Source organism: Pseudanabaena sp. UWO310 (assembly GCF_006861605.1).
Taxonomy (GTDB): Bacteria; Cyanobacteriota; Cyanobacteriia; order Pseudanabaenales; family Pseudanabaenaceae; genus Pseudanabaena.
This window is the reverse complement of record NZ_SELU01000090.1, coordinates 1-16,616: the sequence shown is the minus strand read 5'-3', so window position 1 is coordinate 16,616 and position 16,616 is coordinate 1. Positions and strand designations below refer to the sequence as shown.

General features: G+C 44.0%; 19 protein-coding genes. 8 read left to right on the top strand and 11 right to left on the bottom strand.

Annotation, left to right across the window (positions count from 1 at the left end; all coding sequences use genetic code 11):
• Positions 1–77: 77 nt before the first annotated feature.
• Complete coding sequence (locus PseudUWO310_RS21305; protein ID WP_143190374.1) at positions 78–893, top strand: HEAT repeat domain-containing protein; 816 nt, start codon at positions 78–80, stop codon at positions 891–893.
• Between the two features lie 36 nt (positions 894–929).
• Positions 930–1,778 (top strand): HEAT repeat domain-containing protein, encoded by an 849-nt coding sequence (locus PseudUWO310_RS21300; RefSeq protein WP_143190373.1) that lies wholly within the window; start codon positions 930–932, stop codon positions 1,776–1,778.
• Positions 1,779–1,880: 102 nt separating this feature from the next.
• On the opposite strand, the gene PseudUWO310_RS21295 is transcribed toward PseudUWO310_RS21300, so the two are convergent.
• The 6 genes from PseudUWO310_RS21295 to PseudUWO310_RS21275 all read right to left on the bottom strand — a co-directional run bounded on the left by PseudUWO310_RS21295 (position 1,881) and on the right by PseudUWO310_RS21275 (position 5,552).
• Positions 1,881–2,300, bottom strand: a complete 420-nt coding sequence (locus tag PseudUWO310_RS21295; RefSeq protein ID WP_009627664.1) for a helix-turn-helix domain-containing protein — start codon at positions 2,298–2,300, stop codon at positions 1,881–1,883.
• Between the two features lie 323 nt (positions 2,301–2,623).
• A complete protein-coding gene (locus PseudUWO310_RS21290) occupies positions 2,624–4,051 on the bottom strand; it encodes a carotenoid oxygenase family protein (protein WP_143190372.1) in 1,428 nt (475 codons plus the stop codon).
• A complete protein-coding gene (locus PseudUWO310_RS23115; protein WP_190316110.1) occupies positions 3,996–4,238 on the bottom strand; it encodes a hypothetical protein in 243 nt (80 codons plus the stop codon). The genes PseudUWO310_RS21290 and PseudUWO310_RS23115 overlap by 56 nt, the downstream gene beginning before the upstream one ends.
• A gap of 41 nt (positions 4,239–4,279) precedes the next feature.
• A complete protein-coding gene (locus tag PseudUWO310_RS23110; RefSeq protein ID WP_190316109.1) occupies positions 4,280–4,507 on the bottom strand; it encodes a hypothetical protein in 228 nt (75 codons plus the stop codon).
• Positions 4,507–4,971, bottom strand: a complete 465-nt coding sequence (locus tag PseudUWO310_RS21280) for a cupin domain-containing protein (protein WP_143190370.1) — start codon at positions 4,969–4,971, stop codon at positions 4,507–4,509. Before PseudUWO310_RS21280 ends, PseudUWO310_RS23110 begins: the two co-directional genes overlap by 1 nt.
• Positions 4,968–5,552 (bottom strand): NAD(P)H-dependent oxidoreductase, encoded by a 585-nt coding sequence (locus PseudUWO310_RS21275; RefSeq protein WP_143190369.1) that lies wholly within the window; start codon positions 5,550–5,552, stop codon positions 4,968–4,970. The genes PseudUWO310_RS21280 and PseudUWO310_RS21275 overlap by 4 nt, the downstream gene beginning before the upstream one ends.
• 168 nt (positions 5,553–5,720) lie before the next feature.
• Between PseudUWO310_RS21275 and PseudUWO310_RS21270 the strand changes: the two genes are divergently transcribed.
• The 3 genes from PseudUWO310_RS21270 (at position 5,721) to PseudUWO310_RS21260 (ending at position 8,574) form a co-directional block, all read left to right on the top strand.
• A complete protein-coding gene (locus tag PseudUWO310_RS21270; protein ID WP_143190368.1) occupies positions 5,721–6,275 on the top strand; it encodes a PadR family transcriptional regulator in 555 nt (184 codons plus the stop codon).
• 46 nt (positions 6,276–6,321) lie between these two features.
• The gene (locus PseudUWO310_RS21265) at positions 6,322–6,501 is read left to right on the top strand and encodes a PCP reductase family protein (RefSeq protein WP_009628322.1); all 180 of its coding nucleotides are present in this window, start codon (positions 6,322–6,324) and stop codon (positions 6,499–6,501) included.
• Positions 6,502–6,885: 384 nt separating this feature from the next.
• Positions 6,886–8,574: a GspE/PulE family protein gene (locus PseudUWO310_RS21260; RefSeq protein WP_143190367.1), complete on the top strand. Its 1,689-nt coding sequence runs from the start codon at positions 6,886–6,888 to the stop codon at positions 8,572–8,574.
• A 97-nt stretch (positions 8,575–8,671) separates the two neighbouring features.
• Here the strand turns inward: PseudUWO310_RS21260 and PseudUWO310_RS21255 are convergent, their stop codons facing one another.
• Positions 8,672–8,956: a DUF427 domain-containing protein gene (locus PseudUWO310_RS21255; RefSeq protein WP_143190366.1), complete on the bottom strand. Its 285-nt coding sequence runs from the start codon at positions 8,954–8,956 to the stop codon at positions 8,672–8,674.
• 144 nt (positions 8,957–9,100) lie between these two features.
• Between PseudUWO310_RS21255 and PseudUWO310_RS21250 the strand changes: the two genes are divergently transcribed.
• Entirely contained in the window at positions 9,101–11,242 is a 2,142-nt protein-coding gene (locus PseudUWO310_RS21250; RefSeq protein WP_143190365.1) for a sugar transferase, read from the top strand.
• Positions 11,243–11,424: 182 nt separating this feature from the next.
• Positions 11,425–12,480: an anthranilate phosphoribosyltransferase gene (gene trpD, locus PseudUWO310_RS21245; RefSeq protein ID WP_143190364.1), complete on the top strand. Its 1,056-nt coding sequence runs from the start codon at positions 11,425–11,427 to the stop codon at positions 12,478–12,480.
• 436 nt (positions 12,481–12,916) lie between these two features.
• On the opposite strand, the gene upp is transcribed toward trpD, so the two are convergent.
• Positions 12,917–13,567 (bottom strand): uracil phosphoribosyltransferase, encoded by a 651-nt coding sequence (gene upp, locus PseudUWO310_RS21240; RefSeq protein WP_143190363.1) that lies wholly within the window; start codon positions 13,565–13,567, stop codon positions 12,917–12,919.
• A gap of 564 nt (positions 13,568–14,131) precedes the next feature.
• Positions 14,132–14,395, bottom strand: coding sequence for a hypothetical protein (locus tag PseudUWO310_RS23105; protein ID WP_190316108.1), 264 nt, complete (start codon positions 14,393–14,395; stop codon positions 14,132–14,134).
• Between the two features lie 52 nt (positions 14,396–14,447).
• Here PseudUWO310_RS23105 and PseudUWO310_RS23100 point away from each other — a divergent pair, with 52 nt between their 5' ends.
• Positions 14,448–14,660: a hypothetical protein gene (locus PseudUWO310_RS23100; RefSeq protein ID WP_190316107.1), complete on the top strand. Its 213-nt coding sequence runs from the start codon at positions 14,448–14,450 to the stop codon at positions 14,658–14,660.
• A 58-nt stretch (positions 14,661–14,718) separates the two neighbouring features.
• On the opposite strand, the gene PseudUWO310_RS21230 is transcribed toward PseudUWO310_RS23100, so the two are convergent.
• Positions 14,719–15,285, bottom strand: a complete 567-nt coding sequence (locus PseudUWO310_RS21230) for a hypothetical protein (protein WP_143190362.1) — start codon at positions 15,283–15,285, stop codon at positions 14,719–14,721.
• On the bottom strand, positions 15,282–16,373 hold the full coding sequence (locus PseudUWO310_RS21225) for a sensor histidine kinase (RefSeq protein WP_143190361.1): 1,092 nt from the start codon (positions 16,371–16,373) through the stop codon (positions 15,282–15,284). Before PseudUWO310_RS21225 ends, PseudUWO310_RS21230 begins: the two co-directional genes overlap by 4 nt.
• Positions 16,374–16,616: the final 243 nt, after the last annotated feature.

The window sequence follows — 16,616 nt, the reverse complement described above, 5'->3', positions numbered from 1 at the left end:
CGCGCAGCGTGCGCCGCAGGTTTTATGGTTTTATATTTAATTAAGCCCATTTACTTAGCCAAAGATATTCTTAAATTATGAATCCAGAATCTGAAATTTCAGATGATAACCAATTAACCATCGAACAGGCTTTGATTAATCTGCAATGTGAAGACTTAGGCTTGCGGATTTATGCGGCTTGGTGGTTGGGGCGCTTTCGGGTCAATGTCCCAGAGGCGATCGATCTCTTGATTCTAGCTTTAGCCGATGAAGCCGATCGCACTGAGGCGGGGGGATATCCCTTGCGACGTAATGCCGCAAGAGCCTTGGGCAAATTAGGCGATCGCCGCGCCGTACCAGCACTGATCGAGTCGCTGGAATGCGAAGACTTTTACGTCCGTGAGGCTGCTGCTCAATCCTTGGAAATGCTGGGAGATCGTTCTTGTCTATCTAAATTGGTGGAATTAATCAAAAATCCCAATCTCCAAACCAGCACTGACTCGGAGCCAGAACATCCCTACGATGCATTTCTAGAAGCTTTAGGAACCTTAGGGGCAGTAGAAGCAATTCCTGATATTTTGCCTTTTTTGGAGCATCCTACGCCCAAGGTGCAATATGCGGCGGCGCGGGCTATGTATCAACTTTCAGCAGCAGACGAGGCAAATCAATATGGCGATCGCTTAGTTGCCGCCCTCTCTAATAAGGATTTACAACTGCGGCGTACGGTTCTTTCAGACTTGGGGGCGATCGGTTATTTAGGAGCTGCCGAAGCGATTAGTAATACCATGGCTGAAAACAGTTTGAAGCTAATTTCGCTTAAGGGATTATTGGAAAAACAAATCCCCTTAGCAATTCCCCCCGAACTGACCGATGGCGCAATTAGGGTCATGGCACTAATGGATGATTTATTGTAAAGTAAAGAATCGCAAGCGCCCTATCTCCTCTATCCTATGACCGATCGCCTTTCCCAACTCATTCAAGCTGTAGAAGAAGCAGATTCCTCTAAGCTATTACTCGAGGCCGTCCAAAATTTGGCAGCAGCGAGGTTAGAAGGTGCAATTCCAGTTTTAATCGAAGCCCTTAGTTACAATAATCCTGGGGCAGCGGTGGCATCGGTGGATGGATTGATTTTACTGGGGAGTGCGTCGGTTCCGCCTCTACTGGAACTGCTAGATATGCATAACTATACGGCTAGGGCATGGGCGATTCGGGCTCTGGCGGGGATTGGCGATCCACGCGGGTTGGTAACTCTGTTAGGAGTGGCGACGGCTGATTTTGCCTTTAGCGTAAGGCGTGCGGCGGTGAAGGGCTTAGGGGCGATGAAATGGCATTGGTTTCCCGATGAATTGCGGGAGGTCGCCCAAGAAGAAGCCTTAGAAGCACTCCTATTTGTCGCCCAACAGGATGAGGAATGGGTAGTACGCTATGCATCGGTGGTGGGTTTAGAGTCTTTAGGGATCGCGATCGCGCCTATGAAACCTCTATGGCGATCGGCAATCAAAACCCAATTGAATATCATGTCCTGCAATGATGAAGTTTTGGCGATTCGTGGGCGTGTCTGGCTAGCCCAGCAAAGGCTTGAGCAAAGATTGCAACAACTTAATTCCCCCCACGTTGCTCATCCCGATCGCCAACAGGCGATCGCTGATCGGGAATCGCCATTAACTTCTAACGATTGGCAAGATATTTTAAATAAGCTCTATGAAATAAAACGTCAAGAGCGCTTGGATAAGTCTAGCGAGGGCGATCCTCGTCGCTTTGAGCAATTGGCAACAACGATTGAGAATGCCAATGATTAATTAAATAGCCATCTCTTGCACAGCATCCCAACTCAAAATATATAGGCGGCGCGAAGCGCCGCCTATATATTTTGAGTTGAGAGTATCTGGCGATAAATTTTTCTAGGGAATTTCTTCGCGCTTTTCCCTAAATCCTAGCTCCATTAGTGCTTTCCGAATTTTAGCTTTGGAGGGCTGAACCTTGGGCATCGCCAGATTAAGTTCCCTCGCAGTTTCCAACATTTGTCTGATGAGGATATCAAGTAAATTATCGTCTACATCTTCGGGAACTTGCTCGATCCGCCCCTGATAAGCCAAAGTGTAAAGCTCTAAGTGATGCTTCCCCATGATTTTAGCTAATTTTCTTAAAGTCTCTGGAGTCGGGCAAGTACCTTTAAAGCAGGCTCCTCGCAGTCTTGGTTGAGGTACGCCTGTCAACTCCGCGAGATGATTCATACTAATGTCTTGCTCTTCTAAATATTGAAGAACGTATAGCCCTAGCGGCGAGCAATCCTCGTTTTTGACCTGTAACCTTGGTGGCATCTTGTAATATCAACAACTTTGTTAGATTTCGAGATAGAAAGTTAATCTAACGTCATTGAATGATTTTATACCAATTGTAGCGATTACCTTGACTGGAGAACAGCCAAGGGGCTTAATCCCAAAATGGTGTTCCCATTTTGGAAATTGGTATTATATAGCTACAGTCACTTGAATTATGACAAATCAAACCCCAAGAATTGACTGGCGGCGCTTTGCGCCGCCAGTCAATTCTTGGGGTTTATGTCCTAGTACATTTGGCGATAGCTATAGTAAGGGTTTTCAAGTTAAGAAATGGCGTAGCCATTTCTTAACTTGATACTATTTTAGGATCGCCAAGTGCCGTGAAAACCCATCGGCACGATACTGGGTAAAGCTAAACGACAAACTGGCTCGGAGTCTAAGCGATCGCTATCAAATACCCATACTTCTGAACTTTCGCGATCGCCATCAAAGACAACGGTAATCACATAGCCACGGTCGGGACGGGTCAAATCGGGAGCGAAAATTGGTTCCATTGGATAGCAATTTGTACCAAGATCGGTTTCAGCCAGAGTATTGGTCTGACGATCATAACGAGCGATCGCATTAAACAGTTCGGTTTGGGGAGTTGCTGATTTTCGGACAGAGAGATAGGTGTAGCGAGAAAATTGCCCAACTTCGGCAGGTGCGACCATCGGAAATTCCGAACCGCGATCCATTAGCTGAGCAGTTTCAAGGAATTCTCCCGTTTTGGGGTTGAGCCGCATTTGCCAAAAGGTTCCCTGAGCCTTGGTTTTAGTATGCCCTGAAGCAACTTCCTTGAGGAATTGATTAGTCGTAAAGTCCTCATAGCGAATCAGGTCAAAGACCACATTGCCATCGCGATCGCTATAGCCATTACCAAAGTGCCACTGAAACCAAGGCTCGACAATATTGCGACTGACTAATTCAAGGTTGTGGCGATCGAATACTAAAATTTCCGTTCCCTCTTCAGGCTTCCAATCTAAGGAATCGCTGTAGCTTTTTAAATTCAGTAGCACTGGAAATGGATTCATCCGCAGGGGTGGTATGCAGAAAATCAAATAATCTCCTGCGAGGACAAAATCATGGATCATCGATAGTCCAGTCAAGATTGTCTGATTCTTGGTAATGAGATTGCCGTGACGATCGCTCCGATAGATATGTAAAGTCGCATTCTTGCCATAGGAAACTCCAAAATTAAAAATTTCCCCTGTTTGGGGATCGCGTTTGGGGTGAGCGGAATAGGGCAAATGCTTCTGTAATCCTTCGAGATTTTCTAATCCGTAGGTTTCGAGGGTTTCTAAATCTAAAGCATGGGGCAATCCTCCTTCCCATAGTGCTAGAAGCTTGTCGGGTAAGGCTAGGACAGAAGTGTTTGCCACATTTTTAGAAGACTTGCCAAAGCGTTGCAGCCACGAGCCTGTAGCGGTCATGCCGTAATTGCCAAAGATCAATTTATCGGCTTTTTCTTCAATTAAATATCCTTCAGTTTGCACATAGCGATAGGTGGCTCTTGCTTGTCCATCGGCAAAATGCACCGCAAGAATCGCGCCATCGCCATCAAACCAATGTCCCACAGTAAATTCACCACGTTCTAGCCTCGCGGGACCATTGCGGTAAAGAGAACCTTTGAGATTTGCGGGAATCTTGCCAGAGATGGTCGAGAGGTTTGTGAGAGGGAATTCCTGCGCTGGTTTAGCGATCGCCTTTGCCCAAGATGCCGATTTTGAATTTGAAATAGTTGCAGTCATGATTTAATTCCGTTGGTTGATAGGATTGTTGAGGTATTTTTGCCGTAAATGGGGAATCTCTAGAAATCTGGAATGGCTTAGGGTAATTGTCTTTTCTTAGAACTCTGTAAGGCTTGAAACCAATGTCCAGATAAGACAAACCGAGGAAATGTAATCCATTGCTCCAAAAAGATTCGCATGATCCCATTGATTGGACTGGAAAAAGGTTCGGCGGTATGTTCCTCAAGGCTATGCCCTTTGCCTTGCATCGATATCGATAAAATCATCAGCCCGATGTAACCAATGGCAGCCATTAGGGAACCATTCAGGATTGCGATCACCAGTCCAAGATTTGCCACAAGGAATAAAGGAACTAAGATAATATGGAGAAGCAGGTTCTCCCTTGAGTTGTGATTGTGCGGGTAACCATTCCACTGCCATTGAAGCATTTGCGGTATGTTCATGGTTTTGTGTCACTAAGATTGATAAGGAATTCCATCTTTATGGGTAAATTGCCAGCCCTGTTCGGTCGAGATCGCGACAAGATCGTCATCGGGATAATTTCCTGCGTCGTTGGGAAGGCGATCGCCAATTTCTAGGTAGGTTGCCACTGTATCGGAGTGATTGTAAAGGCAATGTCCATTTGCCTCACCCGCAGGGAATCCTGCCGCTTGACCAGCTTTTAAAATAGATTCACCTTCATCGGTAATCAGGGTTAATTCTCCCGATAGGATGTAGATAAACTCATCTTGCTTTGTATGCCAGTGACGAAGTGCCGAACGAGATTGTGGTGCGAGGGTGGTTAAATTTACGCCAAAGTTCTTTATGCCTGCCGCATCGCCTAAACGTTTTTTTTCGCGCCCAGCGACAACGGGCTTAAAGCGATCGGGATAGTTAGAACCTTTACGAATGGGGACTTGATCAGGGTCGATGATGTTCATAAATGTTGATTTCCTAAATTTCCTATTTGATTTAGCCACTTCTGTCTTTGGGCTAGATTGGAAGTTTTAACGCTACCAATGGTAGTGATTTTTACTGGTTTGACACCACAAAATTCCAGAATTGTGTTTTTCATCGCCTTATGCCCTGGGCTACCATTGACAAATCGGTAATACCAAGGGGGCGCGTCCATAGTGACAATTAATCTGGCACTTTTGCCTTTGAGAAGACGATCCCACCAAATAGAATCTTGACGATATTTGAAAGCAAATCCTGAGGTAAACACGCGATCGATAAATGCTTTCAGCAACGTGGGCATCGTTCCCCACCAAGTCGGATAGACAAAAACTAGATGTTCCGCCCAACGAATTTCATCTTGGGCTTTCAGTACATCCTCTTCGAGTTCGGGAATTAGTTTGGATCTATATTCGGGTGGATTGAAATTAAATTTCAAGTCATTGACGACCAACTCACGGACTTCCGCACCAGAGGCGATCGCTGCCCTTTTATAGGCTTCGGCAAGGGCAAAACAATAGCTGTCGGGGTTGGGATGTCCTTGTAAAATCAAGATTTTCTTACTCATAGCTTTATTTTACGTTTCCTCCTTCAAGGTTCTTGCCCTAAAAGCAAGCCTTACTTTTAAACTTTATTTATATTCAACTAGGTTATTATTCACTTAGTTGAATATACTAAATAATGTATACTCAACTAAGTGAGTATGTCAATCCCAGTTCAAATAAATTTCAAACCTATGTCTCTTGCTCATGCCATCATGGTTTCTTTGATTTGCGAACCGAAAAGTGGTTACGATCTCGCTAAACAATTTGATGGGTCGGTAGGATTTTTCTGGCAGGCGACCCACCAACAGATTTATCGGGAATTAACGAAACTAGATCAGCAAAATTGGATCGCTGCCGAAGCGATCGCTCAAGAGGGAAGACCTGACAAAAAGATATTTTCAGTTACGGATTTAGGGCTGTCGCATCTGAAAACATGGTTATTGCAATCCAGCGAAGTTGCCACCGTCAAGGATGAATTTTTGCTTAAAATTTATGCTGGCTATCTCGTTCCTGAAGCAGAAATTATTAATCAAATTCAGGAGCATCGCCAACTACATCAGCAACAACTGGAAATTTATCAGGCGATCGAGCGCAACTTTTTTAGCGATCTGCAATCTTGCAGCAGAGCGAGCCGCTTTGCCTACTTAACTTTGCGCCGAGGGATTATCTTCGAGCAGGGCTGGATTACTTGGTGTGATGAAGTTTTACCTTTAGTTGCAGAGCTTTCTAGCGATCGCATAGGTTAAAATTTGTTTCGTAAAACCAAAACCTAAAACCAAAACCTAAGACGCAATGAGTGAAAAGATTACATGGACTCCTGAGGCGGAAGCTAAGCTCAAGGATATTCCTTTTTTTGTCCGTCCTTTTGCTTTTAAAAAGATTGAAAAATATGCTCAGGACAATGGTCTAAATCCCATCACTATTGAGGTTTACGAACAGGCAAAAAAACAGTTCAACAAGAAATATGACTAGCTGTTTCTAAAAGAGCTTACCCAATGGTTACTCCCTTCCCAGTGAAAAATTAGCGTTGCGGCGCGAAACGCCGCAACGCTAATTCTTGGTTCTGTATGTCTATTTTTGTAGCTAGGCGCAATTATAGCTGCCGCCAGTTTTGTTAGGACAAAATCAAAACCCCAAAGAGAGTTGCCGCGCTCCGCGCGGCAACTCTCTTTGGGGTTTTATGTCCTGATACAGTTGGCGGCAGCTATAAATATAAAACCTAAAAACCTGTGGCGCACGCTGCGCGTACGCCACAGGTTTTTTATCTGGATTTTAATTATGCCCAGCTACTGATCGCTAAGCATTGCCTTTAATTGCTGATAGTATATTGGCAAGTTCAATAGTGGGCTAACGGGAATGAGTCAAACACAGTCAGTTGGGGAATCAGTTTGGAAACGTTTACGGCATGGCAATATTGCATCCTGCGAAGAGGCTTTGCAGTTTCTTATTGATATTGATGGAAATGTACATCTAAATTGGCTAGACCAAGAGCTAAACTATCGATTTTTTCGCGAATTTGAAGACCGTAGTATTTTGCCTCCAGTGATCCCATTATTACTGTGGCGCAATTGTTTTTATATAGGTAGTCCCCAGACTCTTACCAATGAAGATATCAAAATGATCGGAGATCGCATTTTGACCGATGTCAAAGCGATCGCGATTTCTAGTGATAGCTATCGCAAGTGGTTTCGCCGCCAAAATATCCCTAATCCCAATCAAATTCACTCAGCACAGGCGATCAATCCCCTCACAGGTGAAGCCGAGCAAGTTGATATTGGCGAAGTGACCGATCTGTATTTATCTCAGGCTGTCGATCAGACGCGGCGGATTAATGCACTCATTTCCATCGCCCTCCAACATCGAGCTAGCGATATTCACCTAGAGCCCACACCTAGGGGGTTGCGCGTTCGTTATCGGATTGACGGGATTTTGCGCGATATCAAAACCTTACCCCTTGAGATCAGTCGCAAAATCATTGTGGCGTTAAAGGTCATGTCGGATATGGATATTGCCGATAGCCGTCGTCCTCAGGATGGTCGCATCGGCAAAGAATATACCAGTGATGAAAGCTTACATCTCAATCTCGATATGCGGGTGAGTACTCTGCCCTGCGTCTGCGGAGAAAAAGCGGTCATTCGCCTATTGCCCCGCGATAATCCTTTTTCTAGTCATCTGGAATGTTTGGGATTTAGCGATCGCGCCCTCAAAATCTATGACAATTGGCTAAGGCAACCCCAAGGGCTAATCATCATGACAGGTCCCACTGGCTCGGGCAAAACCAGTACCCTATATACCAGTTTGCAGGCGATCGCTCAAGAACATGTCAACGTGATTACGGTGGAGGATCCCGTTGAATATATCCTGCCAAACATTACCCAAACTCAAGTTTGTGAACCCGCAGGCATGACCTTTGCGGCGGGGCTGCGAGCAATCTTGCGACAGGATCCCGATATTGTCATGGTAGGAGAAGTGCGCGATCCCGAAACGGCAGAAACCGTTGTGAGAGCAGCTTTGACTGGGCATCTTGTCCTATCCACAATGCATACTAACGATGCCGCTAGTGCGATCCCTCGCCTCAAGGATTTAGGTCCCGATCCCGGACTTATCAGCGATGCTTTGTTGGGAGTAGTTGCCCAGCGTCTCGTCCGTAAAAATTGCCCCCATTGTTCTGCGCCCCATCATCCCACTGGAGCAGAATTGCAAGCCCTCAGACTCGAACGCGAAGATATCGATATCGGTCGTTGGCGCAAGGGCAAAGGATGCGATAAATGTTTCTTCACGGGCTATATTGGGCGCGAAGCGATCGTCGAGCTGATCGATATTGACGATGCTTTTCGGCAAATGATCTATGAAGGGACGATCTCCCAAATGAATCGCTACCTCAACGAGATTGATTTTCATTCCTTCCGACTAGCGGCAATTAATAAGCTGAATTCTGGCACAACTACAACGGAAGAGATATTGCGAGTTTTACCTAGGAGTGCTCTCCATCGCGTTAATTCACCGATCTCGCGCCAAGCTCATATTAAAGCGGTCAATACTTAAGTGAGCCTGAAAGCGTTGCGGCACTTCGCGCCGCAACACTTTCAGGAGGAAGGTAAATAGGAGCCTGTAGCGATCGCTACAGGCTCCTATTTACTGATCAGGACTGGACTTTTACGCCACGCCAAAAGGCAACATGTCCTTTAATTTGTTTGGCGGCATCCTTGGGTTCTGGATAATACCAAGCCGCATCTTTATTAGTTTCACCATTTACTTCAATGCTGTAATAGCTTGCTACCCCTTTCCAGCCACAAGTCGTGTGAGTGGTACTGGGTTTGAAATACTCTAAATTTAAAGAATCCTCAGGGAAATACTGATTTCCTTCGACGACTTCACAGCGATCGCTTTCAGCAAGCACCACACCATTCCAAATAGCTTTTGGCATAAATCTGCAAGTTTTAAAATTTATTACATTTTTTATTGTAATGCTTGATAAACTTAGTGTCAGTTTAAAGCACTATACTCTAATTTATTGAGTTACTTTCAACATTGAAAAGTGCTGAGTTAAGATTTTAGTCAGGCTTTAAAGATGCTTTTAGTCACTGTTGGCACAGAACAATATCAATTCAATGCTCTTATGCATTGGATCGAACTATTGCTCAAGTATCAACTAATTAATGAAGAGATCTTGGTGCAGTATGGTTTTTCAACTTATTTTCCCGATGGAACCAAAGCCTACAGGAATCTGACAGAGCAAGATTTTTTATATTTTGTCGATCGCGCCAGTCTGATCATTAGTCATTGCGATGAGGGCATTGCTCAGTTATTAGAAGATAAAGACATTCCCTATGTTCTCGTACCACGTTTACAGAGATTTCGAGAATATATTGATAATCATCAAATGGAGGTTGCTGATGATTTTGAACTTCGAGGGATTGCGATCGCCAGATCGCCTGGAGATTTAGTCAAATTTATTAAACTGCAACAAACTTCGACGGTAGTTCCTGAAGTCAACGAATCCCAACTATGTGAATATCTAAAAAATCGATATCACCCCCAGAAACTAATGCTAGTTTGTGCTGCGGGTGGTTATTTTCGCTATATGCAAAGCCTGAAAGAATTTTGGGGTAATTATAGCGATCGCCTATGGGTATCGGTTAGAAATAGTACTACGGAAAGGGAAATTGAAGATACTAGAAAATACTGGGGATATATCCCTGTAAAAAATAATTTAGGAAATTTTATCCGTAACTTATTCCTAGCACTTAAAGTCGTTCCTTCTCAAAAGCCAGACTTAGTAGTTTCTACGGGCTCAGGTTTTTCGGTTCCCTATCTATTAACTGCTCGATGGGTTTGCCGCAGTAAAGTTGTTTACATCGAATCTAAAACCCGTTTCCAAAATGTCAGTTTTACAGCTTGGCTATTGATGAAACTCCGTGTTCTCGATCTGATTGTGGTTAGAAGTGAAGCGATCGCTAATCTCTATCCTCAAGCTATTTATATCCCAGTTAGTAAGGATCTAACTGAGTTGAATAATAAGCCCAGCCGAGATTACAAGCAACCTTCGATCGTTACCTTTGATGAGATTGCCTTTATATTTAGTCCAGAAAAGTTTATGTTTTCCACGGCTAGAGAATTTCTTCTTAATTTTCAGGCTATCTGCAATAAAGAGGAATCCTATCAGAAGATTGTGATCGATATGAGTCATACTACTGTGATGGATAGTGCGGGATTAGGAGCCTTGACTAATTGTTTGAGAATCGCCATCCTTAATGAGACAGAATTGGTTCTCTGGAGCGTGAGTGATGCAGTGAGCGCTTTGATCGGGCTTTCTTCGTTGGGTAATTTATTTGTCATCGAAAAAGCTAGCAATACCTTTCGCGTTCCTAATTCTATCCAGAGGACTAAAGTAAGGAATATTACGAAGTTTGGCTTGTTTCTATTTCGCACTCAGCGATTGTTAAAACAAATTCCTTTTCTGAGGGTCTTTTATCCCATCTTAAAGTTCTTCTTCCCCTTTATTGACATTGATCCCAGTGTTCCCGTTCATCCTTCGGTACGCAATCCGATCAAAAGACTCATTGATATCATTGGCTCGTTAATTGGCTTAAGTTTTACTGCCATTGTCTTTATCCCCATTGCGATCGCCATTATGACCGAAAGCAAAGGTGAGATTTTGTTTGGACAAGTTCGTTGCGGCTTACTCAGCAAACCCTTTCGTATCTGGAAGTTTCGCTCTATGGTCAAGAATGCGGAACAGCTCAAAACCAAAGTAGCCAATCAAATTGATGCAAATTCAGCATCGGCGACGGCTATTAGCGACAATCTAAGTTCTGGCGACAAATTTTTTAAGAATGCTGACGATCCGCGCGTAACTAAAATTGGTAAATTTTTAAGAAAAACCAGTATTGACGAATTTCCGCAATTTTGGAATGTCTTAATTGGTGATATGAGCTTGGTAGGAACTCGTCCTCCTACCTTTAATGAAATCAACTCCTACGAACTGGAAATTGAATACCATGACGAACGGTATACGGAATGGAATCGTCTGGATGTTAAACCAGGAATTACGGGAGTATGGCAAGTTAATGGACGTTCTAGCGTGCGAACTTTTGCTGAGGTTGTGAACTACGATATTGAATATCGCAAGAACTGGAGCATTTGGTACGATCTAAAACTAATCGTTCAAACGGTTCTGGTTCTCTTTGATAAAAAGAATAAAGCGGTGTAATTATTTTTATTAAATTCGCAAAGCATTGTATCCTTTTAAGCAATAAGCAGTTAAGCATAATTAAAAACCAAAACCAGAGAGCGTACCGCTCGCGTAGCGGGCGGTACGCTCTTCTAGGTTTTAAGTTTACTTATGCTTAGCTACTTACCTAAGCATAGTACACTGCATTAATTAAGGGAATCATGGAGCAAAATTGGTCTCAACTACTAAAGCAACTTATTGATGGACAATCCCTAGCCAGCGAACAGGCTACAACTTTAATGCAAGGTTGGTTAGAAGGGGCGATCGCTCCCGAACTATCGGGGGCAATTTTGACGGCTTTGCAATGTAAAGGAATTGAAGCTTCAGAATTGGCGGCAATGGCGATGGTATTGCAATCTCAGAGTGAGGGGCAAAAGTTTAATCAGCTTAATCAGCAGTTAGACACGATAGTAGATCGCTCTAAACCTCTGATTGATACCTGTGGTACTGGTGGCGATGGAGCTGCGACTTTTAATATTTCCACCTCTGTGGCTTTTGTGGTAGCAGCCGCAGGTGTACCCGTCGCCAAACATGGTAACCGTGCAGTTTCTAGTCGTTCGGGTTCGGCAGATGTCCTAGAAGCGATCGGGCTTCATCTGGCGACAAACACAGACAAGATTTATGAAGCTCTACCTGCGGTAGGGATTACTTTTCTATTTGCGCCCAGTTGGCATCCAGCGATGAAGGCGGTCGGCGCAATTCGCAAGAACTTAGGAATCCGCACTATCTTTAACTTGATCGGACCTCTTGTTAATCCTCTGTACCCTACAGCACAGGTTCTAGGCGTTTACCATCGCAATCTTACCCATACCGTTGCGGAAGCATTGCGCCTGCTTAATCTTCAGCAGGCAGTGGTTTTACATAGTCGAGAAGGTATGGATGAAGCTGGTTTAGGCGATTTGACTGATATCTCATTTCTCAGCAATGGTCAAGTGACAGAAGAGGCGATCTCTCCTCAAGAATTAGGATTAACCCATGCACCAATTGAGAGCCTTAAGGGTGGAAATGTGCAAGAAAACGCTGATATTTTGCGTGCAGTGCTTCAAGGCAAAGGTACTCAAGCCCAGACTGATTGCGTTGCCCTTAATAGTGGGCTAGCCCTCAGGATTGGCGGTTTAGCGAGTACATGGGCGGATGGGGTCAACCTTGCCTCAGAGATTATCAAAGCTGGGGCTGGATGGTCAAAAGCAGAAGCATTAATTAATTTCCTCAAATAAAGAAGGAGGCAACAGATATTGTTGCCTCCTTCTTTATGCCCTTGCTTGAGGCTTTTAGACATAAGTAAACCCAAAGCCAAAGAACATACCGCCCGCGTAGCGGGCGGTATGCTCTTTGGTTTTGGTATATAAACCCCAAGAAGAGAAGGTTGGCGCAAAGCGCCAATCTTCTCTTCTTGAGGTTTGATCTTTTTCCTAGTGCGAGTGGTGACAGCTATAGGTTCTTTTTTTATATAGCTGCCGTCAACTGTATCAGGACATAAAACCCCGAAGAGAGTTGCCGCGCGGAGCGCGGCAACTCTCTTCGGGGTTTTGATTTTGTCCTAACCAAACTGGCGGTAGCTATAAAAAGTATGGTTCTGTATCAGTGCTTGAGTTATTTAAATCTAAAGATGAGTGGCAGTGAGAAGCTCCGCCACTCATCTTTGGGGTGAGTTTAAGTTCCAAAAGAGCGATCGCCTGCATCACCCAATCCAGGAACGATCCATCCTTGCTCATTGACAACTTCATCAATACAGCCCGAATAGATCTGCACCGCAGGGAAATGTTGATTGATCAGCTGCAAAGCAGGTGGGGCGCAAAGAGCATTAATGATCCGAATTAAAGAAGCATCCGCTCCTCGTTCTGTAATTAATTTTAGGGTGCTGATAATCGACCCACCTGTCGCCATCATTGGTTCAACGATAAAGATACGGGTTTGGGGGGCAAACCTCTCTGGCAAACGATTGAGATAGCAGCTAGCTTCGAGGGTTTCCTCATTACGCACTAAGCCGAGATGATAGATATTTGCTGTTGGCAAGAGGGTTTGACAACCCTCAAGCATGGATAATCCTGCTCGTAAGATTGGGACAAAAGCTAGCGGAACTGCACTATCAATCAATTGCCCTGCGGTAGTTCCCAATGGAGTTTCGATAGTTACTTCTTGCACGGGTAAAAACTCACGTACTGCTTCATAGGTAAGCCATTTACCCATTTCAGCCATCGCTGTGCGAAATAAAGGGACTGGTGTATGTTTCTCCCGCGCTATGGTAAGCCAGTGACGAATCATAGGATGGGGGGGAACATATACGCGCAATTGAGAAGACATGAATTTACTATAGAGTTTTAATATTGGGAAGCTAAAAGCTGTCCGTTCATAGGAAATTTTACATTGCTTTGGGTGTTAATAATTGTCTCTATAGCATTCCTACAGAGCTTTGCGCTCAAATCCAAACCAAGAAACTTTTTGAAAGTGTTGCTTCACAACACTTTCAAAAAGTTTCTTGTGGTTCTTTTGATCGAAAATTGCTGTAAGTAGCTAGGCATAAGTAAACTTAAAATTCAGAAGAGCGTACCGCCCGCGTAGCGGGCGGTACGCTCTCTGGTTTTGTTTTTTCATTATGCCTAGTTACTTAAATCATTTATAGCTATATTCATTTAAGGCAGGACATCAAACCCAATAGAGAGTTGCGGCGCTTCGCGCCGCAACTCTCTATTGGGGCTATACAAGAAAAATAGAGCTTTGACTTCGCTCAGCTAATTTATCTCTAGGGCTAAAAATCAAGTTTATACATATCCTAACTCCTAGGCTCTAAGTTTTAATCTATAATTGCTAAGGCTAAAAAAATCTCTGTTTAAGGATTCATTCAATATTTATGAAAAAATCACTGCTCTATAAGTTAGCGATCGCTGCTAGCGTTTCCTTTGTTGCTAGTTCCTGTACCCCCGCGACTCCACCTGCTACGACTCCTAGTGCAACTGCATCGGCATCGGCTAAACCATCGGCATCTGCGTCGCCTTCTACATCACCCGCTGCGTCCGCATCACCTTCTGCATCTGCCAAGCCCGCATCACCCGCCGCATCTGCGTCACCTTCTACATCACCCGCTGCATCCGCATCACCTGACGCTCCTGCAACTGAAAAGGTTCCAGACACAGTGCGCATCTCCGTTGTTAATAATAGCGGTAAAGTCTTAAATGCAATTTATATGTCTCCTCCCACTAACATCAATTGGGGAAAAAATGAGCTTGAAGCACCAATTCCCGATCGCGAAAAAGCTGATTTTGAGTGGAAGCGTTCGGACTATAAAGGAGCAGAGGCCGGTTGTTTATTTGAAGTTAGAGCAGAGTATGCTGATGGCAAGAGTACCGATCTAGAAGAGATTAATCTTTGCAAAACTCCAACTATCAATCTTAAGTAAGTCAAATAATAGAACTAAAGAAGTATCTTGCTTCGCGCAAAACTTCTTTAGTTCTATTTTATTGAGTGGGATCGCAGATGCGATTTTCATGATTCTCTTCTATGTCGGGAGGTATATCGATCGCGGGAGAAGGGGCGCAGACGTGGGGTAACGATGCACCTTCTAAACCCTTAGTAATTCGAGCTGGTGAATAGTCGAGGGTGACAAAGAGGGGATAATGATATTCACCGCGATCGCTAATGATACTCCGATGTTTCCAAGGCAGTAGCCAATAGTATTCTTCCCCAAGCGTAACTTCCACTTGTCGCCAACGTTTTAATAGAGATGCATAGTCCTCATTGGGACGATGGATAAATACGAAAATCTCTTGACCAGTTTTTACTTTCCAGTCAGGATCGCACATAATTAAGGCAAGATCGCATTGTAGCTGTCCGTGGCTGTGAGTCAGGTTAGGGCTCGTAAGTTGCACGACAGGAAAAGGGATTGAAATCAGGCTGTCGGTGGGACGGCGCAAGCTGGGAATTAACTCGAAATAGGGGCGATATTCGCGGAGAAGGGAGATCGCTTCAAGGGGATTACTGTAGTGGCTGAGGAGCGTATCATATTGAAGTTGGTGATTACTCATAGGGCAATTGTAGGAAGATACACGAAGAAAGTAGAACCTTGCTGGGAGTCTAGGTTGGGTGACTTTACTAAGATCCGACCGTTATGGGCATTGATAATGTAATGGGATAAATACAATCCCAGACCGCTACCCTGTTTTTGGTGGCTGCCTTGGCGAAATCTATGAAATAAAAACGGTTGTTCTTCTAAGGGAATTCCCGTACCTGTATCGGCGATCGCGATAACAGCCTCGGACGCATCTGCCTTTAGGCTAACATGTACACCGCCAGATTCAGTAAATTTCAAGGCATTACCAATTAAATTATTAAATACACGGAGCAACTCTAGGCGATCGCCCTTAATCTCAGCAATTTCAGAAAGATTAATCAGATCCGTACTAAGTTCGAGATTTTTAGAAATAGCGATCGGCTTTAGTTCCTGTACGACTTGTTCGAGCAATTCCTTGAGATTTAAGGACTGGAGACTAATCGTTTTGCTGCCTGATTCGTAACGGTAAACATCTAGCAGTTTATTTACCATTTCGAGTAGATTATGATTGCTGCGTCCCATGATGGTTAAGGCTTCATGGATTTCGGGTGAAATTTCTCCTAATACCCCATCCTGTAAAAGTCCTAACATGCGATCGGCTGCTACTAAAGGGGTGCGCAGATCGTGGGTCAGTCGTGAGACAAAATCCTGTCTTTGGCGATCGATGCGATCGCGCTCGGCAATACTATGTTTTAACCGCAGTAGCGATCGTACCCTTGCCAATAGCTCATTTGCTTCGATTGGTTTACGAATAAATTCGTCTGCGCCAAGATCTAAACCTTTGACAGCATTTGCGCGATCGTAGGCGGTGATTAATAAAATTGGAATAAAAGGCAATTCTTTCATCGCTCTGATCCGACGAGTCACTTCGTAACCATCCATCAGAGGCATCATCACATCTAATAAAATCAAGTCGGGTGGCTCGGCTCCAATAATTTTTAGAGCATCGTGACCATTTGATGATGTGATGATCTTATATCCTTCTTCTTCAAGAATTGTGCGAACGAGAAATAGATTGTCTGGAACATCATCGACAATTAGTAAACGGTCAGGAGATTTCATTCAAACGCTCAAACAAAACAGGATAGCTATATAGATGTTGTCATGAAACCGCTGTCAATGCAGTCATCCTGATGATAGAAATTATGGCGTTGCACATATTCATAATGATAAATAATAATAGTATGTTAGAAAATAAGAGTTGGAGTTGTTCAATGACAAAAAATGCAATGCCCAAATTGTAAAGGAGAAAAAGTAGTAAAAAATGGACATCGATACGGCAAACAATGCTATCGATGTAAGCAG